This window comes from Oceanimonas aquatica (assembly GCF_030732065.1).
Taxonomy (GTDB): domain Bacteria; phylum Pseudomonadota; class Gammaproteobacteria; order Enterobacterales; family Aeromonadaceae; genus Oceanimonas.
The window spans coordinates 1-12,055 of record NZ_JAVBHX010000012.1 but is presented as its reverse complement, the minus strand read 5'-3'; the positions used below and the strand labels follow the sequence as shown (position 1 = coordinate 12,055).

The 12,055-nt window shown below is 61.3% G+C and carries 14 protein-coding genes; 8 read left to right on the top strand and 6 right to left on the bottom strand.

The features are described from left to right. Positions 1–8: 8 nt before the first annotated feature. The 4 genes from trkA to def are packed head-to-tail and all read right to left on the bottom strand — an operon-like array spanning position 9 to position 4,177. Entirely contained in the window at positions 9–1,385 is a 1,377-nt protein-coding gene (gene trkA / locus Q9290_RS14920; RefSeq protein ID WP_306080444.1) for a Trk system potassium transporter TrkA, read from the bottom strand. Then, positions 1,382–2,677 carry a 16S rRNA (cytosine(967)-C(5))-methyltransferase RsmB gene (rsmB, locus tag Q9290_RS14915; protein ID WP_306080443.1) on the bottom strand — a complete coding sequence of 432 codons (1,296 nt, stop codon included), beginning with the start codon at positions 2,675–2,677 and terminating at the stop codon, positions 1,382–1,384. Before rsmB ends, trkA begins: the two co-directional genes overlap by 4 nt. Before the next feature lie 25 nt (positions 2,678–2,702). Continuing rightward, positions 2,703–3,647, bottom strand: coding sequence for a methionyl-tRNA formyltransferase (fmt, locus tag Q9290_RS14910; protein WP_306080442.1), 945 nt, complete (start codon positions 3,645–3,647; stop codon positions 2,703–2,705). Positions 3,648–3,667: 20 nt separating this feature from the next. After that, positions 3,668–4,177, bottom strand: a complete 510-nt coding sequence (def, locus tag Q9290_RS14905; protein WP_306080441.1) for a peptide deformylase — start codon at positions 4,175–4,177, stop codon at positions 3,668–3,670. A gap of 142 nt (positions 4,178–4,319) precedes the next feature. On the opposite strand from def, the gene Q9290_RS14900 reads away from it, so the two are divergent. The 6 genes from Q9290_RS14900 to hemF are packed head-to-tail and all read left to right on the top strand — an operon-like array spanning position 4,320 to position 9,028. Next, the gene (locus Q9290_RS14900) at positions 4,320–5,354 is read left to right on the top strand and encodes a LysM peptidoglycan-binding domain-containing protein (protein ID WP_306080440.1); all 1,035 of its coding nucleotides are present in this window, start codon (positions 4,320–4,322) and stop codon (positions 5,352–5,354) included. Then, on the top strand, positions 5,335–6,432 hold the full coding sequence (dprA, locus tag Q9290_RS14895) for a DNA-processing protein DprA (protein WP_306080439.1): 1,098 nt from the start codon (positions 5,335–5,337) through the stop codon (positions 6,430–6,432). The genes Q9290_RS14900 and dprA overlap by 20 nt, the downstream gene beginning before the upstream one ends. Positions 6,433–6,434: 2 nt before the next feature. After that, positions 6,435–6,908 carry a DUF494 family protein gene (locus Q9290_RS14890; protein ID WP_306080438.1) on the top strand — a complete coding sequence of 158 codons (474 nt, stop codon included), beginning with the start codon at positions 6,435–6,437 and terminating at the stop codon, positions 6,906–6,908. 48 nt (positions 6,909–6,956) lie between these two features. After that, positions 6,957–7,499, top strand: a complete 543-nt coding sequence (locus Q9290_RS14885; protein ID WP_306080437.1) for a DNA topoisomerase family protein — start codon at positions 6,957–6,959, stop codon at positions 7,497–7,499. Between the two features lie 33 nt (positions 7,500–7,532). Continuing rightward, the gene (gene tsaC / locus Q9290_RS14880) at positions 7,533–8,096 is read left to right on the top strand and encodes an L-threonylcarbamoyladenylate synthase type 1 TsaC (protein ID WP_306080436.1); all 564 of its coding nucleotides are present in this window, start codon (positions 7,533–7,535) and stop codon (positions 8,094–8,096) included. Between the two features lie 23 nt (positions 8,097–8,119). Further along, positions 8,120–9,028, top strand: coding sequence for an oxygen-dependent coproporphyrinogen oxidase (gene hemF, locus Q9290_RS14875; RefSeq protein WP_306080435.1), 909 nt, complete (start codon positions 8,120–8,122; stop codon positions 9,026–9,028). Here hemF and hdfR read toward each other — a convergent pair. Continuing rightward, positions 9,025–9,882, bottom strand: coding sequence for an HTH-type transcriptional regulator HdfR (gene hdfR, locus Q9290_RS14870; protein WP_306080434.1), 858 nt, complete (start codon positions 9,880–9,882; stop codon positions 9,025–9,027). The genes hemF and hdfR overlap by 4 nt on opposite strands. Positions 9,883–10,043: 161 nt before the next feature. On the opposite strand from hdfR, the gene aroE reads away from it, so the two are divergent. Together aroE and Q9290_RS14860 are read left to right on the top strand one after the other, a co-directional pair. Continuing rightward, positions 10,044–10,868: a shikimate dehydrogenase gene (aroE, locus tag Q9290_RS14865; protein ID WP_306080433.1), complete on the top strand. Its 825-nt coding sequence runs from the start codon at positions 10,044–10,046 to the stop codon at positions 10,866–10,868. Further along, a complete protein-coding gene (locus Q9290_RS14860; protein ID WP_306080432.1) occupies positions 10,865–11,125 on the top strand; it encodes a DUF1488 family protein in 261 nt (86 codons plus the stop codon). The genes aroE and Q9290_RS14860 overlap by 4 nt, the downstream gene beginning before the upstream one ends. 58 nt (positions 11,126–11,183) lie before the next feature. On the opposite strand, the gene Q9290_RS14855 is transcribed toward Q9290_RS14860, so the two are convergent. Beyond that, positions 11,184–11,720, bottom strand: coding sequence for a gamma carbonic anhydrase family protein (locus tag Q9290_RS14855; protein ID WP_306080431.1), 537 nt, complete (start codon positions 11,718–11,720; stop codon positions 11,184–11,186). Positions 11,721–12,055 lie beyond the last annotated feature (335 nt).

Here is a 12,055-nt window from a genome sequence, read left to right as displayed (position 1 = left end):
GGCCTCGTTTATAAAAAGAAGGGACTGGGCTGAAACAGCCGCTCCACCTCGGGAATAAACTTCTTGTCGACCAGAAACATTACCACGTGATCATTTTGCTCGATCACGGTTTTATCGTGGGCGATCAGCACTTCTTCGCCGCGCACGATGGCGCCGATGGTGGTGCCCGGCGGCAGCTTGAGCTCACCGACCTTGCGGCCCACCACTCGAGAGGTGGTGCTGTCGCCGTGGGCGATGGCCTCAATGGCTTCGGCCGCGCCCCGGCGCAGGGAATAGACGTTGACGATATCGGCCCGGCGCACATGGGTCAGCAGCGCCGAAATGGTGGCCTGCTGGGGCGAGATGGCCACGTCTATGGTGCCGCCCTGCACCAGATCGACATAGGCACCGCGCTGAATGAGCACCATTACCTTGCGCGCGCCCATCTTCTTGGCGAGCATGGCCGACATGATGTTGGCCTCGTCCTGGTTGGTGACCGCGATAAACACGTCCACCTGATCGATGTGCTCCTCAATCAGCAACTCTTGATCCGAGGCATCGCCACAGAACACCATGGTGTGCTCCAGCAACTCCGAGAGTTGCTCGGCCCGCTTGGGGTTATGCTCAATCAGCTTGACCGAGTAGCGCCGCTCCAGCCGGCTGGCCAGGCCGGCGCCGATATTGCCGCCGCCCACGATCATGATGCGCTTGTAGTCGTTTTCGAGTCGCTGCAGCTCCGACATCACGGCGCGAATATGGCCGCTCGCGGCCACAAAAAACACCTCGTCGTCCGCCTCGATAATGGTGGTCCCTTGAGGGCGAATGGGCCTGTCCTGGCGAAAGATGGCCGCCACCCGGGTGTCGATGCTGGGCATGTGATCCCGCAGGGTGGACAGGGCGTTGCCCACCAGGGGGCCGCCGTAATAGGCCTTGATCGCCACCAGGCCGACCTTGCCCTCGGCAAAGTCCACCACCTGCAGGGCACCCGGATACTGCACCAGCCGGTAGATGTATTCGGTGACCAGCTGCTCGGGGGCGATCAGGTTGTCTACCGGAATGGCCTCGTTCAGAAACAACCGTTCCCGCTCGGCCAGGAATTCCGGCGAGCGGATTCGGGCCACCTTGTTGGGGGTGTTGAACAGGGAGTAGGCCACCTGGCAGGCGATCATGTTGGTTTCGTCGCTGTTGGTCACCGCCACCAGCATGTCGGCGTCCTGGGCGCCGGCCTCGCGCAGCACCGCCGGATAGGCGCCGTGGCCGGTGACCACGCGCAGATCGTATTTGTCCTGCAGTTCGCGCAGGCGCTCGGTGTTGGTGTCGACTATGGTGATGTCGTTGTTTTCACCGACCAGGTTTTCCGCCAGGGTGCCGCCTACCTGGCCGGCTCCCAGAATGATGATTTTCATGCCTGTTTCGCTATGCTGGCGTAATAGAAACCGTCCCGCTCATCAATACCCGGCAGCAGCTGCCAGCCCGGCTGCACCGGCGTGTCGCCGGCATGCAGGGGCTGGTGCACGGCATCGGGTGTGCGGGCCAGAAAGGCCTTGATCTGCTCCCGGTTTTCGTCGGGCAAAATGGAGCAGGTGGCGTACAGCAGCATACCGCCGGGTTTCAGTTGTTGCCACAGGGCATCAAGAATTTGCGACTGCAGGGCGGCCAGCTGGGCAATGTCTTCGGGCCGGCGCAGCCACTTGATGTCGGGATGACGACGGATCACCCCGGTAGCGGAGCAGGGAGCGTCGAGCAGAATGCGATCGAACTGCGGGCCCTGCCACCAGTCCCGGGGTTGGGCGGCGTCACCCTGCAGCACGGTGGCCTCAAGGCCGATGCGCTCCAGGTTCTGGTGTACCCGTTCAAGCCGGTCGGGGTCCATGTCGATGGCCACCAGCTGGCTCAGCGCCGGCTGACGCTCAAGAAGATGGGCGGTCTTGCCGCCGGGGGCGGCGCAGGCATCGAGCACCAGCTCATTGGGTTGCGGGTCCAGCAGCCGGGCCGCCATCTGGGCGGCGGCATCCTGCACCGAACAGTGGCCCTGGTCAAAGCCGGGCAGGGTGGTAACGTCCGCCGGACGCGCCAGCCGCAGCGCCTGGACAGCCAGTGGATCTGCACTTGCCTCAATGCCCTGCTCCGCCAGCAGCGCCGCGTATTGTTCACGGCTGTGGTGGGTTTCGTTCACCCGAATCCACATGGGCGGATGCCGGTTGTTGGCGGCCATGATGGCCTCCCACTGATCGGGGTAGGCCCGTTGCAGCCGTTTCATCAGCCAGTTGGGGTGGGCCAGGCGCAGCTGGGGCAGGGCGTCGGCCTTTTCTTCCAGCTCCTGCTGCTGGCGCTGCACATTGCGCAGCACGCCGTTCACCAGGCCCTTGAAGGGCTCGGCCTTGAGCCGCTTGCAGGCGGCCACGGTTTCGGCCAGGGCGGCGTGGGGCGGAATGCGGGTATAAAGCAGCTGATACAGACCCACCAGCAGCAGGGCATGCACCGGCTGGTATTTGCCCTTGAGCGGCTTGTCGAGCAACTGCTTGGCCATGGCGTCGAGCCGGCTGTACCAGCGCAAGGTGCCAAAGCACAACTCCTGCAGCAGGGCGCGATCCTTGGCGGCCACCTCCTGCTGGTAGCGGGGCAGCAGGGCGGACAGGGACTGGCCCTGGTTGATCACCCGGTGAACAATATTGGCCGCGGCGGCGCGAGTTTTCATGGCGTTCTCTTAATGTGAGCGGTGATCAGGGCAGTTGGCTGCCGGGGGTGAACCAGTCCTTGCGGGCGTTGAGCAGATCCTGGCAGCTCATGGCCTTTTTGCCCGGGGGCTGCAGGCTGAGCAGGCGCAGCACGCCGTTGCCGGTGGCCACGTCGATGCCGGCCTTGGCGGCGGCGATGATAGTGCCCGGGGCGGCAGTGGTGGTTTCACCCAGCACCTCGGTCTGCCACAGCTTGATGTTGTGCTCCGCGACCATGAAGTAACTCACCGGCCAGGGATTGAAGGCGCGTACGCAGCGCTCCAGCTGGTCGGCGGGCAGGGTCCAGTCGATGCGGGCCTCTTCCTTGCTGAGCTTCTCGGCATAGTTGGCCTCGGCGTCGTTCTGAGGCTCGGCCACGGCGCTGCCGTCGGCGAGCTGGTCAAGGGTATGCAGCAGCGCCTGAGGGCCCAGCCCGGCCAGTTTTTCATAGAGGCTGGCGGAGGTGTCGCCGGCCTCTATGGGCAGGCTGGCCTTGTGCAGCATGGCGCCGGTGTCCAGGCCCTTGTCCATTTGCATTATGGTCACGCCGGTGTCGGCATCGCCGGCCCAGATGGCGCGCTGAATGGGGGCGGCTCCCCGCCAGCGGGGCAACAGGGAGCCGTGCACGTTAATGCAGCCCAGACGCGGGGTATCAAGTACCGCCTGAGGCAAAATCAGGCCATAGGCCACCACCACCATGAGGTCGGCACCCAGGGCGGCCAGCTCGTCCTGGGCCTCTTCATTGCGCAGGCTCTGGGGCTGGTACACCGGCAGGCCGGCCTGCTCGGCGGTTACTTTCACCGGGCTGGGGGTGAGCTTTTTACCGCGACCGGCGGGGCGGTCGGGCTGAGTGTAAACGGCAATGACATTGTGGCCGGCATCCAGCAGCGCCTGCAGATGGCGGGCGGCGAAGTCGGGGGTGCCGGCAAAAACGAGGTTGAGTTTGCTCAAGAGGGGTCCTTAGTGACGAATCAGCGTTGTTCCTGGCGGGCCATTTTTTCCATTTTCTGGCGAATGCGCTGGCGTTTGAGCGGCGACAGGTAGTCGACAAACAGCTTGCCCATCAGGTGATCCATCTCGTGCTGAATGCAGATGGCCAGCAGATCGTCGGCTTCCAGCTCAAAGGTCTCGCCGTGGCGGTCCTGGGCGCGGATCTTGACCCACTCGGCGCGGGGCACCAGGGCGCGGGCGCCGGGCACCGACAGGCAGCCTTCCTCAATGCCGGTGCTGCCGCGTTCTTCCAGAATTTCCGGATTGATCAGCACCAGCGGGTGCTGGCGATCTTCGGACACGTCAATCACGATTAAACGCTGATGAATGTCGACCTGAGTGGCGGCCAGACCGATGCCTTCTTCGGCATACATGGTCTCAAACATATCATCTACAATGGTCTGTAATTCCGGATTGAAGGTCTCAACCGGCTTGGCCACGGTACGCAGGCGTTCATCGGGAAAGCGCAATACTTCTAATACTTTTGCCATAACAACGGTGTTTTCCTGTATTCGGTTCTGTCAGTATTTTAGCCATTTGCAACTCAAAGATCAGCAATAGTTGGCCGCCAGCAGCATGGCGGCAGGTTGCGACCCCATCAACCGAAAGCAGATTCCATCAAGGCGAGCAGGGATGATAAAACCGAGAGCACTGATTTTGGCCGGCATGCTTTTGCTGTCCGGCACCGTTCAGGCCCAGGCACTGGCGCTGAAAGACAATCACCCCACCAGCTACACGGTGCGCAAGGGCGATACCCTTTGGGACATTTCCGCCCAGTTCCTCAAGTCCCCCTGGCGCTGGCCCCGACTGTGGCGGGCCAACCCTCAGGTGGCCAACCCGCATCTTATCTATCCCGGTGACCGGCTTACCCTTGTCTGGGTAAACGGTGAGCCCCGGCTGGTGCGTCAGGGCGAGGAACAAGCGGGGGTGGTGAAGCTCTCGCCACGGGTACGAGCCGAAGCGGCGGTGGCCACAGTGCCACTGGCCGCGATCATGAACTATACCCGGGGCCACCGGTTGCTTGCTTCCGCCGAGCTGGACGCGGCACCTGTGCTGCTGGGCGACCGGCATGGCCGGGACCTGTTGCGCAAGGGCGAGCTGGCCTATGTGGAGGGGCGATTGGTACCCGGCCAGTTATATGGCGTGTACCGGGACATGGGGGAGCTGACCGATGAGCGTACTCACGCATCCTACGGCCGTCGGGCGGTACTGACTGGAGCGGTGAGTGCGCGAGCCCAACCGGAGCCAAGTCTTGCCAGCGTGCACATCAGCAGCCTGAGCCGGGAGATGCGGCCGGGGGATGTGCTGCTGCCACTGGCGTCCGAGCGGGCGCTGGCGGCGTTTTACCAGCCGGCCCCGGGACCGGGCCTGAACGACGGCCGGGTGCTGGCCATGGGACACCAGGGTGCGGTGGCGGCCCGCCATGATGTGGTGTTGCTGAACAGGGGCCATGATGACGGCCTGCACGCGGGCCATCTTTACGGTGTGTACCGCCCCGCTTCACCGCTGGCTGAAGAGGGGATCACCCTGCCGTCGTTGCCGGTGGCCCGAGTGATGGTGTTTCAGACCTATGATCACGCCAGCGCGGCCCTGGTGCTCGACAGCCGGGAGCCGGTACAGTCTCATTACCAGTTGGGCGAGCCGGAGTATGACGAGCACGGCCTCTGACGCTCATCCTCTGTTGCCCTGGCTGGCCTTGCAGCAGGCGCCGGGGCTGGGCCCGGTGCGCGGCTGGAAACTGCGGCAGCGGCTGGGGCCCGACTGGCAGCAGGCCGTTCGCCTGGGTGAAGCCAGCATTGATGAGGAATTACGAACATCACTGCTTGCGCCTCAGCACGACCTGTTGGCGCGTCTGCTGGAGTGGCTTCATGCCGGCCCCGAGCGCCATATACTGACGCGCGCCGATAACGCCTACCCGGCGCTGCTTAACCGCCTGCCCGGCGCGCCCCTGTTGTTGTTCGTGGAAGGCCGTCTTGAGGTGCTGAACCTGCCCCAGCTGGCTGTGGTGGGCAGCCGGCATCCGTCCTACGTGGGCAAGGAAAACACGCGCACCTTGTTACCGCCGCTGGTGCAGGCGGGGCTGGCCATTACCTCGGGGCTGGCCATGGGCATTGATGGTCTGGCCCATCAGGCCACGCTGGACGCGGGCGGTATTACCCTGGCGGTGTTCGGCTCCGGGCTGGCTCAGTGCCATCCCAAGCGTCATGCTCGCCTGGCCCGGCACATTATCGAGGCCGGCGGCGCATTGCTGTCGGAATGTTATCCCTGGGAAAAACCCCAGGCGTTTCAGTTTCCCCGCCGTAACCGTATTATCAGCGGTCTCAGTCTGGGCGTGCTGGTGATGGAGGCCGCCAAACGCAGCGGCTCGCTGATTACCGCCCGTTTTGCCCTGGAGCAGAACCGGGAGGTGTTTGCCGTGCCCGGCGCCCGGCAGAATCTTCAGGCGACCGGCTGTAATCACCTCATTCGGCAAGGGGCCAAGCTGGTGTGTGAGCCGAACGACGTGCTGGAAGAGCTGGCCGGGTTCTCTGCGGCGGCGCTCAAAATTCACGATACCGCCACGGAGCAATCATTGCCTTATCCGGACTTGTTGGATACCGTAGGTTTAGAGGCAACAGCGCTGGATGTTATCGCGGATCGTTGCCGGCAGCCGGTGCATGAGGTGTTAACCCGGTTGGTCGAGCTGGAACTGGCCGGTTGGGTGGAATCCGTGCCCGGAGGTTATGTCAGAGCGAGGAGGAGCTGATCATGTTCGAAGTACTGATGTACTTGTTCGAGACCTACATTCATACGGATGTAGACACCATGGTGGATCAGGATGAACTCGCTGAAGAACTGACCGAAGCGGGCTTCAACAAGGAAGAGATCCTCAAGGCGCTGGCCTGGCTGGAGCGTCTGGCCGAGCTGCAGGAAGCGGATGAACCCCCTGCCTGGGCGCGTTCTGCTCCTGATTCATTTCGTATTTACACCCCCGAAGAGCTGTACAAGCTCGACACCGAGGGCCGTGGCTTTCTGCTGTTTCTTGAGCAGATCAAGGTGCTTAACGCCGATACTCGAGAGATCGTTATCGAACGGGTGATGGAGCTGGACTCGCCGGTGATCGAACTCGACGATCTCAAGTGGGTAGTGCTGATGGTGCTGTTCAATGTACCTGGCAGCGAGTCGGCCTATCACCAGCTGGAAGAGCTGTTGTTTGAGCAGCCCGACGGAGCGGTTCACTGAACCCGGCCGCGCTGGTAGAATTCGAATCATTGAATTCGGAGGCGCGGCATGTCGAAAATCGATTCCAGTCTGTTCAGTGGCAAGCCAACGGCCCGGCCCGATGAGGCCTGCCCGGAATGTGGCCAGCCCCTGCAACTGCGCCATGGCAAGCATGGCGCCTTTCTTGGCTGTTCCGCCTATCCCGACTGTGACTACCTGCGCCCGCTGAAAGTTATCGAACACGATGAAGACGTTGAAAAGCCGCTGGAAGGCAGTGTCTGCCCGCTGTGCGACCATACCCTGGCCATTCGCAAGGGGCGCTACGGGCTCTTTATCGGCTGCTCTCACTACCCGGCCTGCCACTATGTGGCCGACATCAACGATCAGGGCAACAGTGATCCGGCCTGCCCGGTATGCGAAAAGGGCCACCTGGTGGCCCGTACCTCCCGCTACGGCAAACGCTTTTATGCCTGCGATGCCTATCCTGGCTGTCGCTATATCATCAATGACAAGCCGATGGCCCAGCGCTGTCCCGAGTGCGGGTTTGGTATTCTGGCCGAGCGCAAGGGGCACCTGTATTGCCCGAAAAAGGGCTGCGGTTACCAGCAGTAAGCGGCTTTTATTCAAGAAGGACATTAAGTTTCAATGACTCAGCAAGCGCTTTTTACCGCCGTCGGCCACCTCGAGCGGGGTGGAGTGATTGGCTACGCCACCGAGGCGGTGTTTGGCATTGGGTGCGATCCCGACAACGGTGAGGCGGTGCAACGGGTACTGACCATCAAGGAGCGCCCCGTCGACAAGGGACTGGTGCTGATCGCCGCCGATGTCAGCCAGCTGTTGTCCTATCTGGATCTGACCCGGCTGCCGGAAGGGCGGCTGGAGGTGATCCTGGAAAGCTGGCCGGGGCCTTATACCTGGATTATTCCGGCTCACCCTGCGGTGCCCGAGTGGCTGAAAGGCCGCTTTGACTCGCTGGCGGTGCGGGTAACCGATCATCCCCAGGCCCACGATCTCTGTCTGGCCTTTGGCAAGCCGCTGGTGTCTACCAGCGCCAACAAAAGCGGTGAGGAGCCGGCGCGCAGTGCCGATGAGCTGAGCGAGCGGCTTGGCAACGAGCTCGATTACATACTGCCCGGCGACACCGGCGGGCGGGCCAACCCCTCGCTTATTCGCGATGGCATTACCGGCGCCGTGCTGCGCCCGGCCTGATTGCATATCAACAAGGAATCATGATGAGTACCAAACCGGATACCACGGCCGTCAAGGCGTTTTTACTGGAGCTGCAGGATCATATCTGCCGGCAGCTGGAGCAGGCCGATGGCACCGGCCGTTTTAAAGAAGACAGCTGGACCCGGGAAGAGGGTGGTGGCGGTCGCAGCCGGGTACTGTGTGATGGTGCCGTGATCGAGCAGGGTGGCGTGAACTTCTCTCATGTGCATGGCGATGCCATGCCCGCCTCGGCCACGGCGCACCGCCCGGAGCTGGCCGGCCGCTCCTTTGAGGCCATGGGCGTGTCACTGGTGATCCACCCGCGCAACCCTCACGTGCCTACCAGCCACGCCAACGTGCGTTTCTTTATTGCCGAGAAGGACGGGGCCGATCCGGTATGGTGGTTTGGTGGCGGTTTTGATCTGACGCCCTTTTACCCGGTAGAAGAAGATTGCCGACACTGGCATCGAGTATCAAAAGACTTGTGCGAGCCCTTTGGCGAGGACGTTTACCCCAAATACAAGGAATGGTGCGACCGGTACTTTTACCTCAAGCACAGAGACGAAACCCGGGGCGTGGGTGGCCTGTTCTTTGACGACCTCAACGACTGGCCTTTTGAGCAGTGCTTTGCCTTTATGCAGGCGGTAGGACAGGGTTACCTGGATGCCTATCTGCCGATCATCGAGCGGCGCAAGGACACCCCCTACGGTGAAACCGAACGCCAGTTCCAGCTATACCGCCGCGGGCGCTATGTGGAATTCAATCTGGTGTATGACAGGGGAACCCTGTTTGGGCTGCAGACCGGCGGCCGCACCGAATCCATTCTGATGTCGATGCCGCCCCTGGCGCGCTGGGAGTACAACTGGCAGCCTGAAGCCGGTACCAATGAGGCCCGGCTGCAGGAATTCCTGGTGCCCAGAGACTGGGTTTAACCTTCGGCGCCGGCGTCGGCGCCAAATAATTCGATCACCTTGTCGATCAATGCCTGGCGCTCGCTGCCGGGCAAAAAGGCGGCATAGACTTCCCGGCTGAGGGTGGGAGTATCGGTCACCAGGAACAGCCGTTCCTGATCCTGGTATTGCCGGATCATGGAACTTGGCAGAAACGCGCTGCCACCGTGGTGCAGCAGGTATTCCAGAGCGATGCGCACCGAGCCGGTGTGCAGCAGCGGCGGGGTAGCGGCGTTAAACAGCTTGGCGTGTTGGGTATTGAAGGCGGTGCCCCAGTCGATGCGAATATAGTCCTGGGCCATGGCCCGGGTGGCATCGAGTTCCGGGTAGGTCGACACCAGTTGCAGCTCCATGGTGTGGGTGGCGATGTGGCGTACGCCTTCGATGCGGGCCGGATCCGTGAGAAAGGCCAGATCCAGGGTACGACTCAGCAATGCCCGGGTCATTTGCTCGGGAGTGCGAATGTCGGCCCGCAGCGACAGCGCCGGCAGTTCGCAGTAGAGCCGGTGCAGGCCCTCCTGCAAATAGGCGTCCCACAGGTTGGCGGTACCGGCCACCGCCAGCTGCTGGGTCTGCCGTTCACTCAGCGCCACCTCGTGCTGGGCCCGAGCCCAGGCCAGCAGCATGGATTCGGCATGAGGGATCAGCGCCTCGCCCGATGACGTCAACTGAATGTTGTTGCGCAGCCGGGTGAACAGGGTGACGCCCAGCTGGCTTTCAAGCTGGCGAATGCGAAAGCTGACCGCTGATGGGGTCAGGTAAAGGTGCTCTGCCGCCTTGCCAAAGTGACGGGTGCGGGACACTTCCAGAAAGGTTTTTAAAAGTTCGGTATCCAAGGCCAACCACAATTATTTTGTTCATTAGCGCAAAATCTATTCGTTTTGGCGGCTAATGCAATCAAAAAAATGCCATTCATGGCAATATAATTCCAATCCCTTTGAACATCTCGGTCAGCCACCGACAGCAGGCGGCCCTCCGACGAGCAGCGAGAACCATCATGGACAGATACGTCGTTATCGGTAACCCCATTGCCCACAGCCAGTCTCCCTTTATTCATCAGGCTTTTGCCGAACAAACCGGGCAAACCATGGACTATGAACGCCTGCTGCTGTCGCTGGATAATTTCGAAGGGGGGCTGGGCAACTTTGTGCAGGCTGGCGGCCGTGGCTGCAATATCACGGTGCCGTTCAAGACCGACGCTCTGGCGGTGGCCGATGAACTGAGCGAGCGGGCTACCCTGGCGGAAGCGGTCAATACCCTTAAGGTGCTGAAGGACGGTCGTCTGTTTGCCGACAACACTGACGGGGCCGGCCTGGTGATGGATTTGAAGCGGCTGGGTGTGCCCCTGGCCGGCCAGCGCATTTTGTTGCTGGGGGCGGGCGGGGCGGCCCGGGGTGTGATGGGCCCGCTGCTGGCCGAACAACCGGCGACCCTGGTGGTGGCCAACCGCACCGAGGCCCGTGCCGCGGCGCTGGCAAGCCGTTTTGCGGCGTTGGGGCCGGTGACTCATCAACCGCTCGATGACCTGCAAGGCGCCTTTGATCTCATTATCAACAGTACCTCTGCCAGCCTGCAGGGAGAGCGGCTGACCTTGCCCGCCAGCCTTTGTCATTCCGGCACTCACGTCTACGATATGATGTATGGACGGGAAGATACTCCCTTTTTGTGCTGGGCGGCAGAGCAGGGGGTCAGCAAACGTTACGATGGCCTGGGCATGCTGGTGGGGCAGGCGGCGGAGAGTTTTTACCTCTGGCGTGGTGTTCGCCCCGACATGGAGCCGGTGTTGCAGGCGCTCAGGGCCAGGCTGGAGCAGGCGCAATGAATCAGGACATCATCGTCGGAGACGAAATTTACTGGCAACCCGATGAACAACGGGTTGCCTTCAGCACGCACTGGCAGGGGCGACAGGTGCCCTGCTTTATCACTCTGCACCGGCTGGAGCATCTTTCCGGTCAGCAACTGGCTGATGAAGCCAATGTGATCCTTGCCTTTGAGCAGGTGCGGTTTGATATTGAAGAGCTGGTGTGCGAGCGCATCGAAGAAGAAGCCTTTGCCCCGGACGGCAGCATCAGCCTCTGACCCTGGTGAGGGGAACTAGGTGAGGTGTGAGGAGAAATGATACCTCACACCTCATGCTTCAGTCTTGCTGCAGATATTCATCCTTAAGGCGTACGTAGTTGTCGGCCGATTCGGGCAGAAATGCCTTTTCTTCATCCGTCAGTGGGCGGGCCTGACGCACCGGCGAGCCGACGTACAGAAATCCCTCTTCCAGTCGTTTGCCCGGTGGCACCAGAGTACCTGCGCCGATAATCACATCATCCTCTACCACGGCACCATCCAGAATAATGGCGCCCATCCCCACCAGCACCCGGTTACCTATGGTGCAGGCGTGCAGCATGGCCTTGTGACCAATGGTGACATCATCGCCGATCAGCAGCGGCAGACCATCGGGGCGTGACGCACTTTTACGGGTGACATGCAGCACGGTGCCGTCCTGAATATTGGTACGGGCGCCAATGCGAATGTGGTTCACATCACCACGGGCGGCAACCAGGGGCCAGATGCTGCTGTCTTCTCCCAGGTGAATGTCGCCGTACAGTACGGCGGAGTCTTCCACAAACACGCGGGCATCCAGGGTGGGGTAAATATTCTTGTAGGCATTTAATGAACTCATGATGCAGTCTCATCTCTAACTGATAATGGGGGGCTAAACCGGGCCTTTATGTTACTTGAACGACTGCCAAAGCACATGCTTTGTGAATAACTCTGTGGTTAACATGTGCTTTTGCTGGGTTAATGAACATTCAGTCCTGAAGGTCATGTTTTTGTCAAAAAAGCCCTTGCGCAAAAATCGCGGCTCCCTATAATGCGCATCCACTGACACGAGGCAACACGCCAACGGTCACAAGGGTTGAAAGCGAACCAAACAAAGTTCAAATCAACGCTTGACGAACACCAAGGATTGCGTAGAATACGCAGCCCTGACCAGCGAAAGCGGTCAACGCTCTT